This window comes from Microbacterium sp. NPDC078428, assembly GCF_044542535.1.
GTDB classification, from domain to species: domain Bacteria; phylum Actinomycetota; class Actinomycetes; order Actinomycetales; family Microbacteriaceae; genus Microbacterium; species Microbacterium limosum.
The window spans coordinates 530,913-554,423 of sequence record NZ_JBITUP010000001.1 but is presented as its reverse complement, the minus strand read 5'-3'; the positions used below and the strand labels follow the sequence as shown (position 1 = coordinate 554,423).

Genomic DNA, 23,511 nt, shown 5'->3' with positions numbered 1-23,511 from the left:
TCAGTCCAGGCGCACGCGCAGCTGCGCCTTGCCGAGCACCGTCTGGTCGGCGTGCGTGACGGTGAGGTCCACTCGCGCGGTGCCCGCCTCGGCATCCACCTGCGCGATGACCGCGCGCACGCTCACGTCGGCTCCGCTGTCGGCGTCGACGACCACCGGCCGCGTGAACCGCACGCCGTACTCGAGGATGCGCGCGGCGTCGCCGAGCCACGGGACGACGGCCGCCCCGGCCAGCCCCATCGTGAGCATGCCGTGCGCGAGCACGCCGGGCAGGCCCACGCGGGCGGCGACGTCGTCGCGGTAGTGGATGGGGTTGAAATCGCCGCTGGCGCCCGCGTACCGCACGAGCGACTCGCGCGTGAGATGCACGGTGAGGTCGGCGACGACGGTGCCGACCTCGACGCTCCCCCGCGTCATGACTCGGCTCCGATCAGCAGGACGGATGTCGCGGTCACCACGTGCTCGCCGGCGGCATCGGTGATCTCGGCCTCGCTCGTGACCATCGCGTTGCCGCCCACGGCGCGCACGCCGACGACCGACAGGCTCGCCCGCAGCTCGTCGCCCGCCACGATCGGCCGCGTGTAGCGGAAGCGCTGCTCGGCGTGGATGGTGCGCTCGAGGGCGATGCCCGAGTCGGGCTCCGCGAGCAGCTGCTGCAGCGTGAGGTCTTGGATGACCATCGCGAACGTGGGAGGCGCCACGACGTCGGCATAGCCGAGGGCACGGGCGGCCTCGGGATCGGTATGCGACGGGTCGGTCGCGAAGACGGCGCGCGCGAACTCGCGCACCTTCTCGCGGCCCACGAGGTACGGATCGGTCGGGGGGAAGACACGCCCGACCAGCTCGGGGTTCACTGGCACCCGGTCAGTCTACCGAGCGCCGCAGGTCTCACTTCGAGCGGCGCCGCGCCGCCCGCCACACGAGCTGGCCGCCGATGAAGGCGAGGAAGACCGCGAAGACGACGTTGCCCGTGAAGGGGTCGATCGACTTGGCGATCCACGCGCCGAGCGCCGTCGTCGTGCACGCCGACAAGCCGACGATGGCGGCGCCGAGGAGGCTCACGTTGCCGCGCCGGATGTTGCCGATCGTGCCCGAGACGGCGGTGGGGATCATCATGAGCAGGCTCGTGCCGCGCGCGATCAGGTCGCTCGTGCCGAAGAGGAGCATGAGCGCGGGAACGACCACGATGCCGCCGCCGACGCCCAGCAGCCCGGAGAGGACACCGGTCACGAGCCCGAGGCCCACGAGACCGAGCACCGCCCACCACGTGAGCTCGAACGGCTCGCCACGGGTGGGGATGATGAAGAACAGGCTCACGATGACGGCGACGAGGAACGCGGCGAAGCCGAACTGCAGGGCGCGCACGGGAACGCGCGGCAGCAGCCACGATCCGACCTGGGCGCCGATGACCGCTCCGGCGGCGAGGATGAGTGCCTGCACCCACCCCACATCGCCACTGACGCCGTACGAGATGACCCCCACGGTCGCGGTCGGCACGATCGCGGCGAGGGACGTGCCCGTGGCCAGGCGCTGCGGGTATCCGAGCAGCAGGACGAGAAGCGGGACGATGACCGTTCCGCCGCCGACGCCGAACATGCCGGAGAGGATGCCGGCGGCCAGGCCGATCGCCACGTGCACGAGCACGCGCGAGACCCCCCACGTGGGTGTGGTCACGTCGTTCGCGGGACCCATGCGGCACCTTCCCGGGGGTTCCCGGGTGGAACCGCCCGAGTCACCCTATCGGAGCGGCAGGCGGCGTCCCGTCGTCGGAGCGCGCCGGGAGGGGTGCGGGTGCACCGAATCCCCGTGCGACCTGCTCGAGCTGCGTCGAGATCCCCTGCAGCTGCGCCTTCGTCGCGGGCTGCTCGTCGTCGTGGCCCGCGGCGGCCCTCTCGAGCACCCACGACGACAGGGTGGCCGTGACGGTTCCCAGTACCGCGACGCCGCCGACCATGAGTCCCACCGCGACGAGTCGTCCGGGGACCGTGACGGGCGTGTAGTCGCCGTAGCCGACCGTGGTGATGGTCACGAACGCCCACCAGAGCGCGTCTCCGAAGCTCGTGATGTTCGCCTCGGGTGAGGCGCGCTCGGCCTCCAGCACGCTCAGCGCCGCGAGGTAGATGAGCAGGAGGGCCGCCGCCGCGCCGTAGATCATGATCCGGCTGCGCAGCGCGGCGCCGGCGGTGCGGCGCATCACGTGGAGCACCGTCAGGACCCGCAGCAGTCGCAGGGGCCTGAGAGCGGGGATCGCGACCATCGCGAGCGTGCCGAGATTGCGCCGGAACCACCGACTCCGCTGCGGCGCGATCCACAGCCGCACGAGGTAGTCGATCACGAAGAGCAGCCAGGTGGCGACGATGACGACCCCGGTCACGATCCGTGGGGGCCCGCTGAGCTCGGCGATGACCTGCCACGAGTAGGCGACGGTGAACAGCAGCGACGCGACGATGAGGGGCCAGTTCGTCAGCGCCTGCCAGCGTTCCTCGGTCATGAACCGCACTCTAGAGTGCACCGGCGGCGACGCCCCGATGCCCCGCCGCCACTCCCTCCGATGCGGCGAGACTAACTACTTATCCACAGATGTCCCCCAAACGGTGGACACGAAGGCAATCGCTCCGCTAGCGTCGAAACGACCCGATTCCGACGGTGTGAAGTGGGGACTGAACGCCGTGTTCCTTCGCCATGCGCGGGAACGACAACAGCTTCGGGGGGAAACAGGACAGGTCCCCTTGCGTCGACGACTGGGGAAGACGACGACGCGAGGGGACCCTCTTGTGCGCGGTGCGACAGGCCCCACAGCCGTCGGCTCCGGCCCGGGATCGCTCGCGAGGACTCAGCCGACCGCCGGCTGGACGCGCGGGAAGAGCAGCCGCACCGTCGCCCAGCCGATCGCACCGCCCAGAAGCTGAGCCCCAATGAAGGGGAGGACGGATGCCGGCGCGATGCCCGCGAAGGTGTCGCTGAAAGCACGGCCGACGGTGATGGCGGGGTTGGCGAAGCTGGTCGAGGACGTGAAGAAGTAGGCGGCCCCGATGTAGGCGCCGACCGCCGGCGCCGCAAGGTGCGATCGGCCCGTGCGCACGAGCGCGAAGATCACCAGGACGAGGCCCCAGGTCGCGACGACCTCGCTCACGAGGCGAGGCACGCTCGCGCGGTCGGTCGTGCTCCAGGCGAACGAGACGTCGAAGAGCACGTTCGCCAGTACGGCGCCCGCGACGCAGCCGACGATCTGGACCGGAATGTATGACGCGACGGCCGACGGGCGCGCACCGTGAAGCGCCGCGTCGACGAGCGTGACGACGGGGTTGAAATGCGCCCCCGACACGGAGGCGAAGACGAGGATCAGCACGGCCAGGCCGAGGGCCGTGGCGAAGGCATTCTCGAGCAGCTGCAGTCCCACGTCGTTCGGCGAGAGGGATGCCGCGGCGATCCCCGAGCCCACGACGACGACGGCGAGCAGGGCGCTGCCGAGGAATTCACCGACGAGGGCCCGCGCCATCACGGCGCGCTCAGCCACCCCGCCACCTCCTCGAGCACCCCGGGCACGAGGGCGTAGTACGCCCACGTCCCGCGCTTGGTGCGGGTGAGGAAACCCGCCTCGGTCAGCACCTTCAGGTGGTGCGAGACGGTCGGCTGACTGAGCCCCACCGGTTCGATGAGGTCGCAGACGCAGGCCTCGGCGCCGACCGAGGACGCCACGATCGAGAGCAGGCGCAGGCGCGCGGGGTCGGCGAGGGCCTTGAGGGTTCGCGCGAGGTCGTCGGCCGCACCGGCATCCAGCGGCTCCTTCACGAGCGGCGCACAGCAGGTGGCGGCGAGCAGCGGCACGTGGGCGATGGTCATGCATCGACCGTAGTCGATATTGACAACCATCGATACAAGGTGCAGGTTGTTCGAGTGACACTCATCGGCCTGTCCCCCCGCCCCGCCGCCCGCGACCGCCTCGCGGCGCTGCCCGTCGCCGTCATCGGAGCGGGACCCGTCGGCCTCGCCGCCGCCGCCCACCTGATCGAGCGCGGCCTCGACGTGGTCGTGCTCGAGAAGGGCACGGCCGTCGCCGCCGCCGTGCGCGCCTGGGGCCACACCCGCCTGTTCTCGCCCTGGCGACACCTCGTCGACCCCGCCGCGCGACGGCTGCTCGAGGCGTCGGGCTGGACGATGCCCGCCGAAGACGCGGTCCCCTCGGGTGCAGAGCTCGTCGACCGATACCTCGACCCGCTCTCGCGCCTCGACGCGATCCGCTCGGTCGTGCACACCGGCGTGACGGTCGAGGCGGTCACCCGCGAGGGTATGGACCGTACGCGCAGCGCAGGACGCTCCGCAACGCCCTTCGCCCTGCGCCTGCGCGACGCGGACGGCACCGTGCGCGAGGCCGGCGCCCGCGCCGTGATCGACGCGTCGGGCACCTATTCCTCCCCCAATCCTCTCGGCTCCGGCGGGCTCGATCCCCTCGGCTGGCAGGATGCCGCGGCATCCGTCACCCACGCCCTCCCCGACGTGTCGGGCCGCGACCGCGTTCGGTTCGCAGGCGCGCACACCGTCGTCGTGGGCGCCGGGCACTCTGCGGCGAACACCCCCCTCGCCCTGGCCGACCTCGCCCGCACCGAACCCGGCACGCGCATCACGTGGCTGGTGCGCAACTCCCGCGCCGTGCGCGTCACCTCGTCGTCCGAGGACGAGCTCGTCGAGCGTGCACAGCTCGGCGGGCGGGTCGAGGCGCTCGTCGCAAAGGGGGTCATCGACCTCGTCGACCGGTTCGAGATCGACCGCATCGACCGCACCGAGTCGGGAGTGCACCTGCACGGTCGCCGACGGGGTGAGCGCGCCAGCCTCGACGCCGACGTCGTCGTCGCCGCCACGGGGTTCCGACCCGACCTCGGCATGCTGCGGGAGATCCGCCTCGACCTCGACGACATCGTCGAGGCGCCGCGGCGGCTCGCGCCGCTGATCGACCCGAACGTGCACACGTGCGGCACCGTGGAGCCCCACGGATTCCGGGAGCTCCAGCATCCCGAGGACGGCTTCTTCGTCGTCGGAATGAAGAGCTACGGGCGGGCGCCGACGTTCTTCCTCGCGACCGGGTACGAGCAGGTCCGATCGGTGGCGGCGTGGCTTGCGGGCGATACCGAGTCCGCGGCACGGGTCAGCCTGACCCTGCCGGCGACCGGCGTGTGCTCGACCGACCTGGGCGGAAGCTGCTGCTCGTGAGCGTGTTGCGCCCGCTCGCGGAGTCCGACTGGCCGGCCGTGGCGCGGATCTACGCCGAGGGGATACTCGACGGCGATGCGACATTCGAGTCGGACGTTCCCGGATGGGAGCACTTCGACGAAACGAAGGTTCCGGCTCCTCGTCTCGTCGCGCAGGACGCGGACAGCGCGATCGAGGGGTGGGGGGGGACGGGAGCGCATCGCACGCGCGGTCGTCGGCCCGCATGCCGGCCGATGGCGCGACACCCTACTCCTCGAGCGCCGCAGCCGCACTCTGGGGGCGGGCTGACCCGCGCCACGCGAAAATACCCCTGTGGACAGGCAGCCTTCGAAAGTTGCACCGGGGCCGATGCGAGCCGCGGTCGCGCAGGCACTCGATGCGAGCCGCCTTCTGCTGGCGGGCAAGGCGGCTCTCGCCGCCGGCATCGCGTGGTATTTCGCGCCGCTCATCCCCCTCGCGGACGACTCGTACTCGTATTACGCGCCGCTCGGGGTGCTCGTGTCCATGTATCCCACGCTGGCGGGATCGGCGCGATCGGGCCTGCAGGCGCTCCTGGGCCTGGCGTTCGGCATCGGCGCCGGCATCGGCGCGCTCGCCCTCGTCCGGGCGGGCGCGCCCGGACTCGTGGGGGTGTCCCTGGTCGTCGGCGTCGGCGTTCTCGTCGGGGGCATCCGGGTGCTGGGCGCGGGGCGTGACTGGATCGCGATCGCCGGCCTGATCGTCCTGCTCATCGGCGACGCCGACACGGGAGGCTTCTCGCTGACGTACCTGGTCACGATGGCGTTCGGCGCGGTCGTGGGCGTCATCATCAATCTCGTCATCGTCCCCCCACTGCACCTTCGCCATGCAGGCGACCGGCTCTCGCAGCTGCGCGACGAGATCGTGTCGCAGCTGGGCGAGATGGCGGATGCCGTGGAATCTGGTTCCCTCGACGAGGCGAGCCTCGCCCAAGAGATGTCGCACCTTGCCGACATGGCCGCCTCCGTCGCCGAGGACGTGAGCGAAGGAGATCTCAGCAAGCGCGGCAATCCGCGCGGCGTGCGGCATGCCGAAGAACAGCGCGAGAACGCGCGCCGGTTCCGGGCGATCGAGCGCATCGCGTTCTTCACCCGAGACCTCGCCGACGTTCTCGCCCGCATGCAAGAGCGCGCGTCTCCGCTCCTGGCAACCGACCACCGCGACGACCTCGCGGAAGCGATCAGGGCGACCGCCGGCTTCATCGCCCAGCCGATCGGCGACCCCAGGGCCGCGGCGGCCAGGGACACCGCGGACCGCATACTGACCGACTACGCCTCCAGCCTGCGGATCCGGCTGGAGGAGCATCCCGCGGACGCGGCAACCGATCTCACCGCGGTCGAGAGCCTGCGCCGCATCCTGGACGCGGCGCGACCTTTCGCGTGAGCGGGGACACTCTCAGCGCTCGACCGGCGTGTGCGACGGCCGGCGGTGAGGTCACGATGGCGCGGGTCGGGGCGCCCCGGAGTCCGGGAGAGCCCGCTGAGCTCGGGTGACACGTGGGTGGGTTGCGGGCGAATCCCCGGCTCATCGGAGCCCGCGCCGCTGACGGCACACAGGATGGACGCCGGACGCCGGCGACGCAATTCTCTTTGCGTGCGACACACGCCCGTCATCTTCCCCCGCTAGCCTGTGCCCCGATCGGTTCGGGTGTCACATTCATCACTGGAGACTCGCTCCCCCATGAAGATCCCCCCTCTTCTGTTCAGAACCATGGGCGCCGCCCTCGCCACCGGCGCCTCGCTCGCACTGACCGCCGGGGTGCTCACCGCACCGACCGCCAGCTCGGCACTGCAACCGGCAGCCCCCGCCGTGGCGTCGACGGCCTCGACCCTCCCCGACCTCGGGTTCTCCCTGAACGGCAAGGCGCTGTCCGGTCCCGTGTCGCCCGCGCACTACCGCACGCTGTCCGAGATGTCGCCCGGCACGGTGTGGGCTCGAGTGGGCTTCAACGGCGACGGCGACTGGCGCAAGAACGTCGACGAGTATCTCGGTACCATCCACCAGGCCGGCATGAAGGTGCTCCTGCGGGCATCGTTCCGAGGCGCGGTCTACAACAAGAAGGTGCCGCTGAACGCGGCCGAGCAGGCCCGGTACGGCGACTTCGTGCGCGACCTCGCCCACTACGTCAAGACGAAACACGGCCTCACCCCCGACGACGTCGTGTTCGAGCACCCCAATGAGAGCAACGGCCTGGTCTCCGGAGCCGACTACGCGGCCGCGGCGAAGAACGCCTACCCCAAGCTCAAGGCCGTCGACCCCGGCTTCAAGATCATCGGCGCGAGCGAGAACGTCTACGCATCCAACTGGAAGACCTGGTTGCAGGATGTCTACAAGGCCGGCTATGCGAAGGCCTCCGACGGCGTCAGCTTCCACAATTACGACCCGCAGGGCGATCGCTCCAAGTACGACTTCCTCGAGAGCCTGATGAAGCAGCACGGGCACTGGCCCGCGATGGTGTGGCTGACCGAGTTCGGCACGACCACGGTGCCCGGCGCGAAGGGCAACGGCTCTGCCGCCGCCGGACGGGCGGCGCAGAGCGAGGCCGGCCAGGCCACGCGGATCACGAGCGTCCTGTCGTTCCTGCGCGACGAGGTTCCGTGGATCACCCACGCCTTCGTCTACGCCGACGAGGACATTCCCTCCCGCAAGTCCTCCGACCGGTTCGAAGCCCACTTCGGCATCTTCGCGAACGACTCGCAGGGCACGATCACGCGAGAGAAGCCGGCCGTCCAGGCGATCCGCAATCTGTACGCCTCGACCAAGTCCGCCGACGCCCGGCAGGTCGGGCCCGCCCCGGTCGTGACACCGACTCCCGCGCCCGCGCCGGCGTCGGCCCCTACGGCGCCCATGGCGCCGAAGCCCGGCGCGACGCAGACCCTCGCGTCGTTCTCACTCACGAGCGCGGCGCCCACCACGACCGGTTCGGGGGTCACGGTGTCGCCCGTCACCGGAGTCGGCTTCCGCACGGCGCCCAAGTTCGCCGACTTCTCGCCGGCCTACGGGCGCAAGGTGCTCCAGACGAACCCCTCGACGACGTCGCCCCGCATCGACGCCGCCTACGTGGAGACGGTGCTCACGGCATCCGCGCCGTCGTCGACTGTGAGGGTCGAGTCGATCCAGTTCAAGGCCACGCGCGGCGGAGACGCGCAGCCGCGCGGCCTTGTTGTCGTCGCGGTGGTCGACGGCGTCGCGAAGACCGTGTTGACGCAGTCGCTGCCCACGCAGCGCCCGAGGCTGACTCCGTTCAGCGCCACCGGGCTCGGCCTGGAGGGCAAGGAGGTGCGGATCCGCGTGTATCCGTACTCCCCCGTCCACACCGCGACGGTCGAAATGACCGACCTGGCGATCACGGGCCGCGTCAACGGCTGAACGATGGTGAGGGGGCCCGCCCGGGCCCCTCACCTCCTCGCGCGCCCCATGGGCTTCCTTGCGGGGCAGGTTCTGCGCAGTGGGGCACGACACAACCTGCCCCACTGCGCAGAACCTGCCCCACTAGGTCGACGGGGCTCAGCAGAGCCCGGCCGAACACAACGAAACCCCCGCATTTGCGGGGGAGTCGGACTGTAGCAGGAGCGGGGCTTGAACCCGCGACCTCACGATTATGAGTCGTGCGCTCTCACCAACTGAGCTACCCTGCCGCACCGCACCCGACGGTCGAAACCGGATGCTGCGAGCCCCGAGTCAGGATTGAACTGACGACCCCTTCCTTACCATGGAAGTGCTCTGCCACTGAGCTATCGGGGCGTGCTGCCTGCATGCAGGCAACCAGAAGAGAATACCAGAGCCACGGCATCCCCCGAGAATCGTGTCAGCCGCCCGCGTGCTCGCGCAGCCAGGCCAGAGGATCGATGCGCTGATTGTTCACGAACACTTCGAAGTGCAGGTGCGCGCCATACGACAGGCCCGTGTTGCCGGTGAGGCCGAGGAACGTGCCGGCGGGGACGACGTCTCCCGCTTTGACCTGCAGCGAGCCGTACTGCATGTGCGCGTAGTGCGTCGAGAAGACCTCGCCGTCGATCTCGTGATCGATGATGACGTGCACGCCGAACGCGCCGCCGCTCTCGCTCGCCACGCGCACGGTACCCGCCGCCACCGACTGGATTTGCGCGCCCTCGCCGGGCGTGAAGTCGAGGCCGTAGTGGAACGATCCCCAGCGCGGGCCGTAGCCGTCCGAGATGGGCACTCCCGCGGCGAAGGGCCACTGGATGGGGGCGGCCGGGTCGTTGACGAAGAAGTTGGTGTGACGGGTGATGCCCGTCGCGGCCGCGATCTCGGAGAAGGTCGTCGTCGTGTACTTCTCGTCGCGGCTGAGGTCGGTGTCGGCTGTGTCGGGAGCGGTGTACGCCTGGATCTCGGTTGCCGCGCCGTCGCCCCCGGTCTCGGCCGGGGCCTCGATGCTCGTGACGGCCTCGGCCTTCGTCGCGGCCGCGACAGCCTCGGCGGGCGCACCCATCGACAGTGTCATGAGTCCGACGACACCCATGACGCCGACGGAGAAGGATGCCGCGGTCAGCCGCTTCAGCGGCAAGCGCCGCCGCTCTGCGGGCATGGCGTCCACGGGTAGCGCGCTCTCGCCGGGGCTGTCCTTCGTCTTCACGACGGGCGTCTCGCCCGTGAAGGAGAAGACGCGCGCCGCGGCCTCGAACGGATCGGCCACGAACGCGGATGCCGCCGGTGACGCCGTCGCCGGCGACTCGGCCTCGGGCGCCTCGTCCGTCACGAGGGAGGGAGCGGCGAGCGGGCCCGTGGCGGCCGTTCGCGCGGCGCGGCGGGAGGTCGGGATCCCGCTGACGGCGGGCGCGACGGCGGCCGACGGCGCCGGGCCGGCGGGAGCCAGCGGGCCTACCTCGACCACGCCTTCCGGCATGACCATCGACGGGGCATCCAGACGAGCCGAACGATGCGGCTGGGGTACACCCTCCCCCGGGTTCGCGGGCGTCGCCGATCGAGCAGCGGCTTCTGCACGGCGAGCACGGCGGGTGAGGCCGGCATCCGTCCGGGGGGCTTCGGAATGCAAGCGGTAGAGCTCTCGTTCGACTGCGCGTCGGAAGACGCGGTTTCTTCGGGGGGCTATCGATCTCGCCGTCGAAGCGGAGATAACGAATAGGTAAACACTAGCCGTTTCGACCTGGGAAAGCCATGTGCGGTCACTCCGCACGCACGAGCGGGGCGAGCACCGCGTCGAGGCGATCGAAGAACTCCCCGGATCCCGCGAGCATCGTCTCGCGACCGAGCGGAGCACCCCCCACGCCGGCGACGCGACCCCCTGCCTCCCGCACCAGCAACGCCCCGGCCGCGAGATCCCACGGCCATAGTCCCCGCTCGTAGTAGGCGTCGACACGGCCGGCGGCGACCGAGGCGAGGTCGAGCGAGCCCGCCCCGATGCGGCGGATATCGCGGGCGAGCGGCATCACGTGCGCGAGCATGGCCAGCTGGCTGGTACGCCGGTCGGGGTCGTAGGAGAAGCCGGTGGCGATCAGCGCCCCCGCTGGCGAGGGCGAGCCGCTCACCTCGATCCGTCGATCGTTCATCCACGCCCCGTGATGGAGCGCGGCGCGGAACATCTCGCCCGTCGCGGGATTGAAGACGGCCCCGGCCTGGGCCTCCCACCGTGCAGGGTCGGGCTCCCCCGCCACGGCGGCTATCGAGACCGCATAGGCGGGGATGCCATAGGCGTAGTTGACGGTGCCGTCGATCGGGTCGACGACCCACGTCAGCCCGGACCCGCTCTCGGCGGCGCCGGATTCCTCTCCCAGGAAGCCGTCGTCCGGTCGCTCCGCCTGCAGGCGGCCGCGGATGTACTGCTCGACCTCGCGGTCGGCCTCGGTGACGATGTCGGCGAGCGTCGACTTCGTCGCGGCGATGGCGACGCCCTCCGATCGGCGCCGAGCCGCGAGCGCACCCGCCTCACGGGCGATGTCGACGGCGAGCGACTGGAGGTCGAGAGGATCTGTCACCCGTCCCACGCTATCGACACACAGCGCGTCGGGACAGCCGAGGCGGCCTGCCGGAGAAATGAATTGGCCCCCTCGGGTGGCCCATTGGGGACTGGACGACTCGAGGGGGCCCTGCATCCTCCCTGGCCGGGCGCAACACCGCTTGGGGTATCGATGTGCACGTCGCTGGGGACGACGTTCCGGCCGCTAACAGGAGGGGCTGTGAATAGTTTAGATCACACGGGGCACACTGGCGTGTCCCCTTTTCGGGGGACACGCAGAAAGCTCAGGCTGCCCTCCGCGCGATCGCGAAGATGGTCCATTCAGCCTCCGCCGAGGCTCCCGGGTCAAGCACTATGAGAGCTTTCTCACTGTTGAATGCGTCGGGCGGGCACGTCATGGGCTCGACGGCCAGGCCTGCGCGATCCGCGGGCTCCCCGGGGCGGTCGGCCGTGTGGATCTGAACCCAGCTGCAGGCGTCGTCCCACACGATTCCCGCGCCGCTTCCTGGGGCATCCGTCACGGTCACGGTCACCGAGCCGTCGTCGCTCGTGTGCAGACCCGTGTACGCGTGGTCGATCCTGGCGTCCGCGATCGGGCGGGGAGTCCGGTAGTCGAACCGGCGCGGGTCCGACGCGTCGACGGGCTCCAGCGCGACGGGTATCAGGCGGTCCTCGGTCACGGTCAGGACCTCGTCCGCGGGCAGCTCGAGGATCCAGTCGTCGACCTTCCCCGCTCCGGCGACGAGGTACGGGTGCGGACCGGTGCCGTAGGGCGCCCGCGACGACGCGAGGTTGGTCGCCCGCACCGTCTGGGTGAGACCGTCGGGGCCGAGCCGGAACGTGGTCTCGATGGACAGACGCCATGGGTAGGCGCTCTGCGGCTCGATCTCCGCCTGGAGCGTGACGTGGTCGGCACCCTTGTCGATGGCGTCGTAGTCGAGCCACGCGCCGAGACCGTGCAGCGCGTGGCCCCGCGAGGGCTCCGTGAGCGCGAGCTCGTAGTCGACGCCGTCGAAGCGGTATCGACCGTCCACCACCCGATTCGGCCAGGGCACGAGGGTCGTGCCGCGATAGGCGGGGCGCACCTCGTCGGCCTCGAACGGCACCACGAGGTCGCGAGGTCCGCCCTCCTCCTCGATCGTGAGGCAGCGCAGCGAGGCGCCGACGCTCGCGATGACGGCGGTGTAAGTGCCCGATCGGAGGATGTGCTGGGTTCCGGACGCGGGGCGGCGAGGTTCGTCGATCACTCGTCGTATCCTGCCGCAACAACGCGGTATCGCGCACGGATCGCCGGCCGCGTGTCGGATGCGTACTCGGCGCTCGACTCGGGCGACCAGCCCGGCCGCTCACCCGTGTGCACCCAGGCCGCCTGCGCGGCGGCGCCGAGCGCGACGTACTCCCCGGGATCGGGGACGACGATCGGCACATCGAACACCTGCGCGGCGATGGCCGAGACCGCGGGGTTGCGGGCGGCGCCGCCGACGAGCATCACGCGGCGTGCCTGCACGCCCAGTGCGCGGATGGCGTCGAGACCGTCGGCGAGACCGCAGAGCATCCCCTCGATCGCGGCGCGCGCGACGGCCGGTCGCGTCGTCGACGCGAGCGTGAGGCCGGCCAGCGTCGCGGTCGCCTCGGGCAGGTTCGGCGTGCGCTCGCCCTCGAAATAGGGCACGAGCACGGGCACGGATGCCTCGGCGTCCACCTCGAGCGCGAGGCGCCCGAGCTCGTCGTGGTCGACTCCGAGAAGCCCCGCGACGGCGTCGAGCACGCGCGCGGCGTTGAGGGTCGCGATGAGCGGGAGGAACCCTCCCGCGGCATCCGCGAACCCGGCGACGGTGCCCGAGGCGTCGGCCACGGGATCGGCGGTCACGGCGAAGACGGTTCCCGAAGTGCCGATCGAGACGACGACGTCGCCCTCGCCGGCGCCCAGGCCGAGCGCCGCCCCGGCGTTGTCGCCGGCGCCCGGGCCGACGAGGACACCCTCGGGCGTGCGCCCGGCGGACTCGCCGGGCCCGAGCACCCGCGGGCGCACCGCGTCGTGCCCGAGAGCGCGCACGAAGAGGTCGACGTCGTAGCCCGAGGCGCCCCAGTAGGCCGTGCCGCTGGCGTCGGACCGGTCGGTCGTCAGCTCCTCGAGCACGGGGCCCAGAGGGGACTCATCGTCGGGGCCGAAACCCCGCAGGCGCCATGTGAGCCAGTCGTGCGGCAACGCGACCGCGGCCACGCGCGCGGCGTTCTCCGGCTCGGCGTCGCGCAGCCAGCGCAGCTTCGTCGCGGTGAACGACGCGACGGGCACGACGCCGGTGCGCCGCGCGTACTCCTCCGCGCCGACCTCCGCGATGAGATCCCGCGCCGCCTGGGCGGAGCGGGTGTCGTTCCAGAGCAGGGCATCGCGGATGACGCGGCCCTCGGAATCCAGCGCGACCATGCCGTGCTGCTGACCGCCGACCGAGACCGCGGCCACGTCGGCGATACCGCCGGCGTCCGCGATCGCCGCCGTCAGGGCGTCCCACCACGCGGCGGGAGGCACCTCGGTGCCGGCGGGGTGGGCGGCACGCCCTTCGCGCACCACCCGCCCCGTCTCGGCATCCACGACCACGACCTTGCACGACTGGGTCGACGAATCGACCCCCGCCACGAGAGTCATGACGCCGATGCCGTTCAGCGTGCGCCGAGCAGGTGCTCGGTGGCGAGCTGCTGCAGGCGGACGAACCCGAAGCCCTTGCCGCCGAGGTACGCACCGGTGTCGAACTCCTCGAACGCGGTGCGGTCGGCGAGCAGGTCGTCGTACGACTCGCCCTCGCCGAGCGTCGGCACCGACAGCTCCGCGACGCGCGCGGCCTCGAGGGCCTCCTGCACCTCGGGGTCGGCGCGGAACGCAGCCGCGCGCTCCTTGAGCAGCAGGTAGGTGCGCATGTTCGCCGAGGCAGAGGCCCAGACCCCGGCCTCGTCCTCGGTGCGGCTCGGCTTGTAGTCGAAGTGACGCGGTCCGTCGTACGCGGGGATGCCCCCGGGTCCGCCGTTCTCGAGCAGGTCGACGAGCGCGAAGGCGTTGTGCAGATCGCCGTGGCCGAACACGAGGTCCTGGTCGTACTTGATGCCGCGCTGCCCGTTGAGGTCGATGTGGTAGAGCTTGCCGTGGTACAGCGCCTGGGCGATGCCGGCGGCGAAGTTCAGGCCCGCCATCTGCTCGTGGCCGACCTCGGGGTTCAGGCCCACGAGCTCGGGGCGCTCGAGGGAGTTGATGAACGCGAGGGCGTGGCCCAGGGTCGGCAGCAGGATGTCGCCGCGCGGCTCGTTGGGCTTGGGCTCGATGGCGAAGCGGATGTCGTAGCCCTTGTCGGTGACGTAGTCACCGAGCAGGTTGACGGCCTCGCGGTAGCGCTCGAGCGCGGCACGGATGTCCTTCGCGGAGTCGTACTCGGCGCCCTCGCGGCCACCCCACATGACGTAGGTCTTGGCGCCGAGCTCGGCGGCCAGATCGATGTTGCGGATCACCTTGCGCAGCGCGAACCGGCGCACGCCGCGGTCGTTGGAGGTGAAGCCGCCGTCCTTGAACACGGGGGCGGTGAAGAGGTTGGTGGTCACCATCGGGACCGCGAGGCCGGTGTCTGCGAGCGCGCCCTTCAGGCGGTCGATCTGCGTCTGGCGCTCGGCGTCGGTCGAGCCGAAGGCGAAGAGGTCGTCGTCGTGGAAGGTCACGCCGTACGCGCCGAGTTCGGCGAGCTTCTCGACGGTGTGCACGACGTCGAGGGCGGGCCGGGTGGGGCCGCCGAAGGGGTCGGCACCGGTGTAGCCGACGGTCCAGAGGCCGAAGGTGAACTTGTCGGCGGGGGTGGGTGTGGGCATGGTCCTGCTCCTCGATGAACGGAAAAGTTGGTAGTGACAACCTATCTCATGCGCACCGCGCACGCGACCCCCTACGCTGGAGCTGTGACCGATCGCGCGAGGACGTTCGAGGACGTGCGCCGTACGAACCTCGCGCGGCTCCTGCGCATCGTGCACCTCGAGGGCCCGCAGTCCCGCGCCCGCCTCACCGCGGCCACGGGTCTCAACCGATCGACCATCGCCGACCTCGTCGCGGAGCTGGTGTCGCTGGGCGTCGTGGCCGAGCTCCCGCCCGCACCCGCGACGCGCGCCGGCCGACCCTCTCCCGTCGTCGCGGCCGATCCTGCGATCGTGGCGATCGCCGCCAACCCCGAGGTCGATGCGATCACGCTGGGCGCCGTGCGCCTCGACGGCACCGTCGTGGTTCGACGACGTGTGGAGGTCGACCATCTGCTCAGCCCCGAAGAGGCGGTCGGGATGGTCGTCGACACGATGGCCCAGTGGCGCGCCGACGAGCTGCGCGAGGCGCGGCCGATCGGGGTGGGTCTCGCGGTGCCCGGCCTCGTGCGCGCCAGCGACGGCGCCGTGCGCATCGCGCCACACCTGGGGTGGCGCGATGTCGCGCTGCGGGAGCTCGCGGAGAGCGCCACGGGGCTGCCGGTCGCCGTCGGCAACGACGCCTCCCTCGGAGCCATCGCAGAGCATCTCTTCGGCGCCGGCCGCGGCATCGACGACCTCGTCTACCTCAACGGCGGCGCGAGCGGCATCGGCGGCGGGGTCATCGTCGGCGGCTCGCTGCTGTCGGGATTGTCGGGGTACGCCGGAGAATTCGGGCAGAACCGCCCCGGCATCCCCTCGACCGCCGACCGCCGCGCCGGTGACGGCGTGCTCGAGGACGAGGTCAGCCGCGCTCGGCTGCTCGCCGTCGCCCGGCTCACCGTCGCCGACGACCCGACGCTCGCCGCCGCGCTCACCGAGCGGGACGTGCCGGATGCCGCGGCGGAGATCGCCCGGCAGCGGCGAATCCTGGCGACGGCCCTCGCCAACGCCGTCAACGTCCTGAACCCGAGGCTGATCGTGCTCGGCGGGTTCCTCGCCACGATCGCCACCCTCGGCGAGGGCGCCACCGATCAGCTGCTGGACGCGGTGCGCGATCAGGCGATGCCCGCCGCGGCGGAGGAGGTGGAGATCCGCCCGGCCGCACTGGGCGAGAACCGCCTGCTGATCGGGGCCGCCGAGGCGGCCTTCACGGCCCTCCTCGACGACCCCGTCGGTGCGCTGCGCGCGACCTAGATCCCTTGCGCCAGGCGGTAGTAGGCCTGGTTCCAGCGCACCTCGCGCTGGAAGTCCCGCAGCGTCGTGTCGTCGTCGATCACCAGCAGCTCGGTCTTCGCGATCTCCGCGAAGTCGCGGAAGACCTCGATTCCGACCGCCGTCGTCATGACGGTGTGGTGCGCGGCGCCGGCGGTCAGCCACGCCGCCGCACTCGTGGCGAAGTCCGGCTGCGGCTTCCAGATCGCGCGGCCGACCGGCAGCTTGGGGAGATCCGGAGCCTCGACGTTCTCGACGACGTTCGCGACGAGCCGGAAACGGTCGCGCATGTCGCTCATCGCGACGACGACCGCCGGGCCGGGGTCGGCGGTGAACACGAGGCGCACGGGGTCGTCCTTGCCCCCGATGCCGAGCGGGTGGATCTCGAGCCGCGCCTTCGCCGACGACAGCGACGGCGACACCTCGAGCATGTGCGCACCGAGGATCCTTTCGTTGCCGGGCACGAGGTCGTAGGTGTAGTCCTCCATGAGGCTCGCCCCGCCGGGCAGGCCCGCGCCCATGACGTTCGCGATACGCACGAGGATCGCCGTCTTCCAGTCGCCCTCGGCGCCGAAGCCGTAACCCTCGGCCATCAGTCGCTGCACCGCCAGGCCCGGCAGCTGCTTCAATGCGCCGAGGTCCTCGAAGCTCGTCGTGAAGGCGCCGAATCCGCCCTCCTCGAGGAACGACCACAGACCGAGCTCGATCGCGGCGCCGTCGCGGAGCGACTCGTGGCGCTCGCCCCCGGCGCGCAGCTCGGGCACGACGTCGTACTCCTCTTCATATAGGGCCACGAGGGCGTCGATGTCGGACGCGGACACCGCGGCCACGGCATCCGCCAGCTCGTTGACGCCCCACGTGTTGACCTGCACGCCGAAGCGCAGCTCGGCCTCGGTCTTGTCGCCCTCGGTCACGGCGACGTAGCGCATGTTGTCGCCGAAGCGCGCGAGCTTGAGGCTCCGCGAGGCTGCCCAGCCCGCGGCGGCGCGCTGCCACGACGCGATCTCCCCGCGCACACGGGCGTCGGAGGCGTGCCCCACGACGGTTTTGCGCGCGACGCCGAGGCGGGTCTGGATGTACCCGAACTCACGGTCGCCGTGCGCCGCCTGGTTGAGGTTCATGAAGTCGAAGTCGATGTCGGCCCACGGCAGCTCGACGTTCGCCTGCGTGTGCAGGTGCAGGAGCGGCTTCTGCAGAGCATCGAGCCCGCCGATCCACATCTTCGCGGGGCTGAAGGTGTGCATCCACGCGATGAGACCGATGACGCTGTCGTCGGCGTTCGCCTCGAGGGCGAGACGGCGGATGCTGTCGGCATCCTTCAGGACGGGCTTCCAGACCACCTTCACGGGCACGTTGCCCTCGAGCTCGGCGACGACGCCGCGGGACTGGTCGGCGACCTGCCGCAGCGTCTCCTCGCCATAGAGGTTCTGGCTGCCGGTGACGAACCAGACCTCGTACGGCTCGAGCGAGGTGGACAGAGGGGTGCGGGTCATGGGGTTCTTCCTTCGGTCGGTTCAGAGGGCGGCGACGGCGGCGCGCTCGATCGCGAGCCCCGCCTCGTAGCGGGTGAGGTAGGAGGCGTAGCCCGCGGCATCCGCGGCGTCGGGGGTCGCGGTGGCGAACTCCTCGTCCGCGAACACGCGCTGCGCGAGATACGCGTCCAGGGGCAGCTCCGCGGCCGCGTCCAGGTAGGCCGCGAGCACGGCGATGCCCCACGCCCCGCCCTCGGACGCCGTCGCGGCGACCGCCACGGGGGCTTCGATCGCGGCCGCGAGGAAGCGCTGCGCGACGCCGGCGGTGCGGAACATGCCGCCGTGCGCGTACATCGTCTCGATCACGACGCCCTCACCCCGGAGCACCCGCATCCCGAGGCTCAGGGTTCCGAAGACGCCGTAGAGCTGGGCGCGGAAGACGTTGCCGAGCGTCAGGCGCGAATCGGGGGTGCGGACGACGAGCGGACGCCCCGCGTCGAGCCCCGCGATGGGCTCCCCCGCCAGGTGGTTGTACGCGAGGATGCCGCCGGCGTCCGCCTCGGCGTCGAGTGCTTCGCTGAAGAGCACCTCGTACACGGCGTCGGCGTCGAGGGGCGTGCCCGCCGCCGCGGCGAACCGCCCGAAGACGCCCACCCATGCGGCGAGCTCGCTCGCGCCGTTGTTGCAGTGCACCATCGCCACCGGGTCGCCGGCGGGCGTGGTCACGACGTCGAGTTCGTGGTGCACGCGCGCCAGAGGCCGCTCGAGCACGACCATCGCGAAGATGCTCGTGCCGGCGCTGACGTTCCCGGTGCGCGGCGAGACGGCGTTCGTAGCGACCATTCCGGTGCCGGCGTCGCCCTCGGGCGGACAGAACGGGATGCCGGGGGCGAGCCCGCCGGTCGGGTCGAGCAGCGTGGCACCCTCGGCGGTCAGCGCACCGGCCGGCGCACCGGCGGGGAGCACCTCGGGCAGCAGCGACAGCAGGTCGCCGGGCAGCGCCTCGCCGACGTGCGCGTCGTAGGCCGCGACCATGGCGGCGTCGTAGCCGCCGGTCGCGGGATCGATCGGGAACATGCCCGAGGCATCCCCCACCCCGAGCACACGGCGCCCGGTGAGGCGCCAGTGCACGTAGCCGGCGAGGGTCGTGACGAAGCGGATGCCGGGCACGTGCGCCTCCGCGCCGAGCACCGCCTGGTGCAGGTGCGCGATCGACCACCGCAGCGGGATGTTCACACCGAACAGATCCGTCAGCTCGGCGGCGGCCGGCCCCGTGGACGTGTTGCGCCACGTGCGGAACGGCACGAGGAGGTCGTCGTCGGCGCCGAACGCGAGGTAGCCGTGCATCATGGCCGAGACGCCGATCGCCCCGAAGGTGGCCGGGCGCTCGCCGTGGCGACGCTCGGCGTCGGAGAGGAGGCCGGCGACGGCATCCTGCACGCCCGACCAGACGTCCTCGAGCGCGTAGGTCCAGGTGTCGTCCTCGAACCGGTTCTCCCACTCGTGCGAACCGACGGCGAGCACGGTGCCGGGGTCGGCGGCGTCGACGAGGCAGGCCTTGATGCGGGTCGAGCCGAACTCGATGCCGAGCGCCGTGCGACCGGCGCGGATCGCGTCGGCGCTCACCGGGCGTCCTCGCTCTCGTCGCGGCGGTCGTCGGTGGCTTGGCCGTAGACGTTCTGGTACCGGTTGTAGAGCGCGTCGATCTTCTCCTGCGGGATCGGGATCAACGGGCCCGCCTGCGCCGCGATATGCACCGTCCGCGCCGCGTCCTCGCACATCACCGCGGCCTTGACCGCATCCTTCGCCGACACCCCGATCGTGAACGGGCCGTGGTTCTGCATCAACACCGCACGCGACCGGTGACCCGTCAGCGTCTCCACGATCCCCCGCCCGATCGAGTCATCCCCGATCACCGCGAACGGACCCACCGGAATCGGACCCCCGAACTCATCCGCCATCCCCGTGATCACACACGGAATCTCCTCACCCCGCGCCGCCCACGCCACCGCATACGTCGAATGCGTGTGCACCACACCCCCGACATCCGGCATGTTCCGATACACATACGCGTGCGCCGCCGTGTCACTCGACGGCGACCGCTCACTGCCCGGAGTCCCCGCAATGACGTTCCCGTCCAGATCGCACACGATCATGTTCTCCGGCGCCAGATCCTCATACGAGACCCCCGACGGCTTGATCACGAACAGATCAGCACCCGGCACACGACCCGACACATTCCCACCCGTCCACACCACCAGGCCATACCGCACCAACTCCCCATGCAACCGGGCAACCTCGGCGCGGGTAGCGCGGATCGCCTCCTCGAGATCGGGGGCGGACGGCGTCGTCTGGGCGGCAGTGCTCATGCCCGGAATGTTACCGGTAACAGGTGTCTTCTGTCACGCGTCGGGTGGCCCGACGGATTCCCGCACGACGAGGACGGGCGCGGCGGGGGCGGATGCCTCGGCATCCGCCGAACCGAGCAGCGCCGCGATGCAGCGCCGCGCCTCCGCCTCGACGTCCAGCCGCACCGTCGTGAGCGCGGGGGTGTAGAAGGCGGCGTCGGGGTTGTCGTCGAAGCCGACGACGCTCAGCTGGCGCGGAACGTCGACGCCCGCGCGCCGCAGGCCCGCGACGAGCCCCAGCGCCATCTGGTCGTTCGAGGCGAAGACGGCCGTCGGGGCGCCGGGGGCGCCGAGCAGCCCCGCGATCTCGTCCGCGGCGGCCGCGCCCGCGGAGGCCGTCCAATCCCCCCGCCACCGGCCGGCACGCACGAGTCCTCGCGCTGCCAGCCCGTCGTCGAATCCTCTTTCGCGGGCGACCGCCTCCGTCCAGTCGTCGGGGCCGGCCAGCAGGGCGATGCGCTCGTGGCCGAGCTCGGCGAGGTGCGCCACGGCCAGGGCCGCGCCCTGCCGGTGCGCCGCCGCGTCGCCGTGCAGGGCGACGATCGCGACTCCGCCGTGCCGCACGAGCGCGGCGAACGATCCGGTGTGCGCGGCCACGACGGCGATCGCGTCCACCCCCTGCTCGCGCAGGTGGGCGGCCGCCGCCAGCACCGAGTCCTCGTCGGCCGCGTCGGCGTAGGCCGTCGTCACCCACCGGCCCGCTGCGCGCGCGGCCCGCTCGAGCGCCGCGATGCCGACCGACGGCCCGTACAGGCTCGCGTCGGAGGCGATGATGCCGATCGTGCGCGTCACGCTCGTGCCGAGCGCTCGGGCCGCGTTGTTGACGCGGTAGCCGAGCGCCTCGATGGCGTCGAGCACCCGCTGGCGCGTCTCGGGGCGGATGTGGGGGTGTGCGTTGAGTACCCGCGAGACGGTCTGCGTCGACACCCCGGCACGAACGGCGACATCGCGCACGCCGACGGCGCGGGCGACAGGCGGCTGCGACATCCGATTTCTCCTCCGGTTCGGGCTTCAGCGTAGCCACGGCCTCGGGCACGACGTGCGTGTGCGAGCCTGGGGGCATGCGCATCGCACTCACCGGCTCGTCCGGCAAGCTCGGCTCGGTCGTCGTGCGCGAACTGCGCGCCGCCGGCCATGAGGTCATCGGACTCGACGTCGTCGGCGTCCGCGAACCGGGGTTCGTGCAGGTGGACCTGACCGACTACGGCCAGGTGATCGACGCCCTCGCGGGAGTAAACGACACCCACGACGGAGTCGACGCGCTCGTGCACCTCGCCGCCGTGCCCGCGCCGGGCATCCGCTCCGACGTCGCGACCTTCCACAACAACATCGCCGCGACGTTCAACGTCTTCTGGGCCGCGATACGCCTCGGCATCCGGCGCATCGTGTACGCCTCCAGCGAGACCGTGCTGGGCCTGCCCTTCGACGTGCCGCCGCCCTACATCCCCGTCGACGAGGAGTACGCCGCGCGACCCGAGTCGGTGTATTCGCTCGTCAAGCACCTCGAGGAGCAGCTCGCGACCGAGCTCGTGCGCTGGCACCCCGACCTCTCGATCACGGCGCTGCGCTTCTCCAACGTGATGGTGCCCGAGGACTACGCCGCGTTCCCCTACGACGACGACGCTCGCGACCGCAAGTGGAACCTCTGGGGATACATCGACGCCCGCGACGGCGCGCAGGCCATCGAGCGGACCCTGGATGCCGCGCCGGCCGGCTTCGACCGCTTCATCATCGCGGCGGCCGACACCGTCACGACGCGGCCGAACGCCGAGCTCGTCGCCGAAGTCTTCCCCGACGTCCCCGTGCACGGCGACCTCGGCGCACACGACACGATGCTCTCCATCACGAAGGCGCGGCGCCTACTCGGGTACGAGCCGCGTCACTCGTGGCGGGACGAGTCGCGCTGATCGGACGCGGGCCCGCTAAGGGATCAGGCAGCCGCCCGCGGTGAGCGCCGCCGCGACATCGATCGAGGCGCGCTCCCAGCGCGAGTAGTGGTTCGGGTCGTCGTTGATCTGCACCCGGTGGATGGCGTGGGAAGGCTCGAGCTGCTGCCACCCCGCTGTCTGCGCCAGGCGAGCATAGAACCGGGACGCGGCCGTGTGCGGGTCCATCCGCTCCTCGGCGCTCCCCCACCACTCCTGCTGCTGGAACAGGCCGATCGACGACGTGGGCGTGCCGTCGGGGTTGCCTTGGCCCGAGGTCTCCCAGTCGCCGTAGTCGATGTTGCGCAGCCCCGATTCCCCCATCGCCGCCATCACGCCGAGGCGCTGAGTGTCGAAGCCGAGGCCCAGCTCGTGGCCCGCCGCCATGATCGCCACTGCGTTGTGCAGCTGCTCGCCTCGGAACCCGGCGACGGACGCGTCTTCGTGCGGAACGCCGTCGACGCAGACGACCGGGATGACGGGCTCCGCCGGTGCGGCGAGCGCCTGAACTGCGGCGACCGCCCCACCTACGACGAGCGCACCCGCGGCGGCGGCGCCGAAGACGACCCGGCGTGTGCGCCCCGGAGCCCGTCGCGTCATCCGTCCCCCTCGTGGTTCTCGACCACTTCACCCCACCCGCCTGGGAGGAAGCGGGACATACGATCGGGGAGCAGCGGCGCCCGAGCCCACCCGCGCCCGGAATGGTCGCAGTGCGCGTATAGATCTCGCCCTCGATCGGCCTCGGCCGAGTTGTGCGCTCAGGCTCTCATTGTCGACACCACGATGTCGCCCGCGAGCCGCCGATAGTGCGCATGACGCTCATCGGCGAGCAGATCTCGACCGAAGAGCGTGCGGAAGGTGTAGCGGTTTGCGACGTGGAACACAGCGTAAGAGCTGATCAGCATGTGCAGGTCGAGAGCGTCGATGTCGGTGCGGAAGTCGCCGGCCTCGACCCCGCGCCTCAGGACCCTCGAGAGGGTGTCGATCGCCGTCCGGTTGAGATCGGGGATGACGGCCGATTTCGAGATCATCTCGGCGCGATGGATGTTCTCGATCGAGACCAAGCGGACGAAGTCACGGTGGCTGGTGTGGTGGTCGTACGTCGATTCGGCGAGCGATCGGAGCGCGTCGAGCGGCGCGAGAGCCTCGACATCGAGATTGCGCTCCAACTGGCGGATCACGTGATAGGCCGACTCCATGACGGCGAGGTAGAGACCCTCTTTTGAGCCGAAGTAGTAGTAGATCATCCGCTTGGTAGTGCGGGTCGACGCCGCTATCTCGTCGACGCGGGCACCGGAAAGGCCTTGGGCTGCAAACTCCGTCGTCGCAACCTCGAGGATGTCGCGCTTCGTCTGCTCGGGGTCGCGCTTCCTGCGCGTCGTGTCGGTGGTGTTCGTCATGGT

General features: G+C 71.1%; 22 protein-coding genes and 2 tRNA genes. 5 read left to right on the top strand and 19 right to left on the bottom strand.

Going from position 1 to position 23,511, the window contains the following annotated elements; all coding sequences use genetic code 11:
• The 6 genes from ACIGCK_RS02635 to ACIGCK_RS02610 form a co-directional block, all read right to left on the bottom strand.
• Window positions 1-417 carry a MaoC/PaaZ C-terminal domain-containing protein gene (locus tag ACIGCK_RS02635; RefSeq protein WP_396663562.1) on the bottom strand — a complete coding sequence of 139 codons (417 nt, stop codon included), beginning with the start codon at window positions 415-417 and terminating at the stop codon, window positions 1-3.
• The gene (locus tag ACIGCK_RS02630) at window positions 414-860 is read right to left on the bottom strand and encodes a MaoC family dehydratase N-terminal domain-containing protein (protein WP_330171248.1); all 447 of its coding nucleotides are present in this window, start codon (window positions 858-860) and stop codon (window positions 414-416) included. Before ACIGCK_RS02630 ends, ACIGCK_RS02635 begins: the two co-directional genes overlap by 4 nt.
• Window positions 861-888: 28 nt before the next feature.
• The gene (locus ACIGCK_RS02625; RefSeq protein WP_396663561.1) at window positions 889-1,692 is read right to left on the bottom strand and encodes a sulfite exporter TauE/SafE family protein; all 804 of its coding nucleotides are present in this window, start codon (window positions 1,690-1,692) and stop codon (window positions 889-891) included.
• A 40-nt stretch (window positions 1,693-1,732) separates the two neighbouring features.
• Window positions 1,733-2,491 carry a potassium channel family protein gene (locus ACIGCK_RS02620; protein WP_396663559.1) on the bottom strand — a complete coding sequence of 253 codons (759 nt, stop codon included), beginning with the start codon at window positions 2,489-2,491 and terminating at the stop codon, window positions 1,733-1,735.
• A gap of 342 nt (window positions 2,492-2,833) precedes the next feature.
• Window positions 2,834-3,499, bottom strand: coding sequence for an MIP/aquaporin family protein (locus ACIGCK_RS02615; RefSeq protein ID WP_330171966.1), 666 nt, complete (start codon window positions 3,497-3,499; stop codon window positions 2,834-2,836).
• Window positions 3,499-3,843 (bottom strand): ArsR/SmtB family transcription factor, encoded by a 345-nt coding sequence (locus tag ACIGCK_RS02610; protein ID WP_396663558.1) that lies wholly within the window; start codon window positions 3,841-3,843, stop codon window positions 3,499-3,501. The genes ACIGCK_RS02615 and ACIGCK_RS02610 overlap by 1 nt, the downstream gene beginning before the upstream one ends.
• A gap of 54 nt (window positions 3,844-3,897) precedes the next feature.
• On the opposite strand from ACIGCK_RS02610, the gene ACIGCK_RS02605 reads away from it, so the two are divergent.
• The 3 genes from ACIGCK_RS02605 (at window position 3,898) to ACIGCK_RS02595 (ending at window position 8,595) form a co-directional block, all read left to right on the top strand.
• Window positions 3,898-5,208: an NAD(P)-binding domain-containing protein gene (locus tag ACIGCK_RS02605; RefSeq protein ID WP_396663556.1), complete on the top strand. Its 1,311-nt coding sequence runs from the start codon at window positions 3,898-3,900 to the stop codon at window positions 5,206-5,208.
• Between the two features lie 348 nt (window positions 5,209-5,556).
• The gene (locus ACIGCK_RS02600; RefSeq protein WP_396663555.1) at window positions 5,557-6,609 is read left to right on the top strand and encodes an FUSC family protein; all 1,053 of its coding nucleotides are present in this window, start codon (window positions 5,557-5,559) and stop codon (window positions 6,607-6,609) included.
• Window positions 6,610-6,906: 297 nt separating this feature from the next.
• On the top strand, window positions 6,907-8,595 hold the full coding sequence (locus tag ACIGCK_RS02595; protein ID WP_396663553.1) for a glycosyl hydrolase: 1,689 nt from the start codon (window positions 6,907-6,909) through the stop codon (window positions 8,593-8,595).
• Between the two features lie 195 nt (window positions 8,596-8,790).
• Here the strand turns inward: ACIGCK_RS02595 and ACIGCK_RS02590 are convergent.
• From ACIGCK_RS02590 to xylA, 7 genes are all read right to left on the bottom strand, one after another.
• Window positions 8,791-8,864, bottom strand: a tRNA-Met gene (locus ACIGCK_RS02590).
• A 34-nt stretch (window positions 8,865-8,898) separates the two neighbouring features.
• Window positions 8,899-8,970 (bottom strand) — tRNA-Thr (locus ACIGCK_RS02585).
• 64 nt (window positions 8,971-9,034) lie between these two features.
• The gene (locus tag ACIGCK_RS02580; RefSeq protein ID WP_396663551.1) at window positions 9,035-10,099 is read right to left on the bottom strand and encodes a M23 family metallopeptidase; all 1,065 of its coding nucleotides are present in this window, start codon (window positions 10,097-10,099) and stop codon (window positions 9,035-9,037) included.
• Between the two features lie 274 nt (window positions 10,100-10,373).
• Entirely contained in the window at window positions 10,374-11,183 is an 810-nt protein-coding gene (locus tag ACIGCK_RS02575) for an inositol monophosphatase family protein (protein WP_396663549.1), read from the bottom strand.
• A 265-nt stretch (window positions 11,184-11,448) separates the two neighbouring features.
• Complete coding sequence (locus ACIGCK_RS02570; protein WP_396663548.1) at window positions 11,449-12,411, bottom strand: aldose 1-epimerase family protein; 963 nt, start codon at window positions 12,409-12,411, stop codon at window positions 11,449-11,451.
• Complete coding sequence (locus tag ACIGCK_RS02565; RefSeq protein ID WP_396663546.1) at window positions 12,408-13,811, bottom strand: xylulokinase; 1,404 nt, start codon at window positions 13,809-13,811, stop codon at window positions 12,408-12,410. The genes ACIGCK_RS02570 and ACIGCK_RS02565 overlap by 4 nt, the downstream gene beginning before the upstream one ends.
• 14 nt (window positions 13,812-13,825) lie before the next feature.
• Entirely contained in the window at window positions 13,826-15,013 is a 1,188-nt protein-coding gene (xylA, locus tag ACIGCK_RS02560; RefSeq protein ID WP_396663544.1) for a xylose isomerase, read from the bottom strand.
• A gap of 84 nt (window positions 15,014-15,097) precedes the next feature.
• Between xylA and ACIGCK_RS02555 the strand changes: the two genes are divergently transcribed.
• Window positions 15,098-16,285, top strand: a complete 1,188-nt coding sequence (locus ACIGCK_RS02555; protein WP_396663542.1) for an ROK family protein — start codon at window positions 15,098-15,100, stop codon at window positions 16,283-16,285.
• Here ACIGCK_RS02555 and araA read toward each other — a convergent pair.
• The 4 genes from araA to ACIGCK_RS02535 are packed head-to-tail and all read right to left on the bottom strand — an operon-like array spanning window position 16,282 to window position 21,170.
• A complete protein-coding gene (araA, locus tag ACIGCK_RS02550; RefSeq protein WP_396663540.1) occupies window positions 16,282-17,796 on the bottom strand; it encodes an L-arabinose isomerase in 1,515 nt (504 codons plus the stop codon). The two genes, ACIGCK_RS02555 and araA, sit on opposite strands and share 4 nt — an antisense overlap.
• A 21-nt stretch (window positions 17,797-17,817) precedes the next feature.
• The gene (locus tag ACIGCK_RS02545; protein WP_396663538.1) at window positions 17,818-19,401 is read right to left on the bottom strand and encodes a xylulokinase; all 1,584 of its coding nucleotides are present in this window, start codon (window positions 19,399-19,401) and stop codon (window positions 17,818-17,820) included.
• Window positions 19,398-20,144 carry an L-ribulose-5-phosphate 4-epimerase gene (locus tag ACIGCK_RS02540; protein WP_396663536.1) on the bottom strand — a complete coding sequence of 249 codons (747 nt, stop codon included), beginning with the start codon at window positions 20,142-20,144 and terminating at the stop codon, window positions 19,398-19,400. The genes ACIGCK_RS02545 and ACIGCK_RS02540 overlap by 4 nt, the downstream gene beginning before the upstream one ends.
• Before the next feature lie 33 nt (window positions 20,145-20,177).
• Window positions 20,178-21,170 (bottom strand): LacI family DNA-binding transcriptional regulator, encoded by a 993-nt coding sequence (locus tag ACIGCK_RS02535; protein WP_396663534.1) that lies wholly within the window; start codon window positions 21,168-21,170, stop codon window positions 20,178-20,180.
• Between the two features lie 74 nt (window positions 21,171-21,244).
• On the opposite strand from ACIGCK_RS02535, the gene ACIGCK_RS02530 reads away from it, so the two are divergent.
• Entirely contained in the window at window positions 21,245-22,090 is an 846-nt protein-coding gene (locus tag ACIGCK_RS02530; protein ID WP_396663532.1) for an NAD-dependent epimerase/dehydratase family protein, read from the top strand.
• A 15-nt stretch (window positions 22,091-22,105) separates the two neighbouring features.
• Here ACIGCK_RS02530 and ACIGCK_RS02525 read toward each other — a convergent pair whose 3' ends face one another.
• Both ACIGCK_RS02525 and ACIGCK_RS02520 read right to left on the bottom strand, forming a co-directional pair.
• A complete protein-coding gene (locus tag ACIGCK_RS02525; RefSeq protein ID WP_396663530.1) occupies window positions 22,106-22,708 on the bottom strand; it encodes a hypothetical protein in 603 nt (200 codons plus the stop codon).
• Between the two features lie 158 nt (window positions 22,709-22,866).
• Window positions 22,867-23,508 carry a TetR/AcrR family transcriptional regulator gene (locus ACIGCK_RS02520; protein ID WP_396663529.1) on the bottom strand — a complete coding sequence of 214 codons (642 nt, stop codon included), beginning with the start codon at window positions 23,506-23,508 and terminating at the stop codon, window positions 22,867-22,869.
• Window positions 23,509-23,511: the final 3 nt, after the last annotated feature.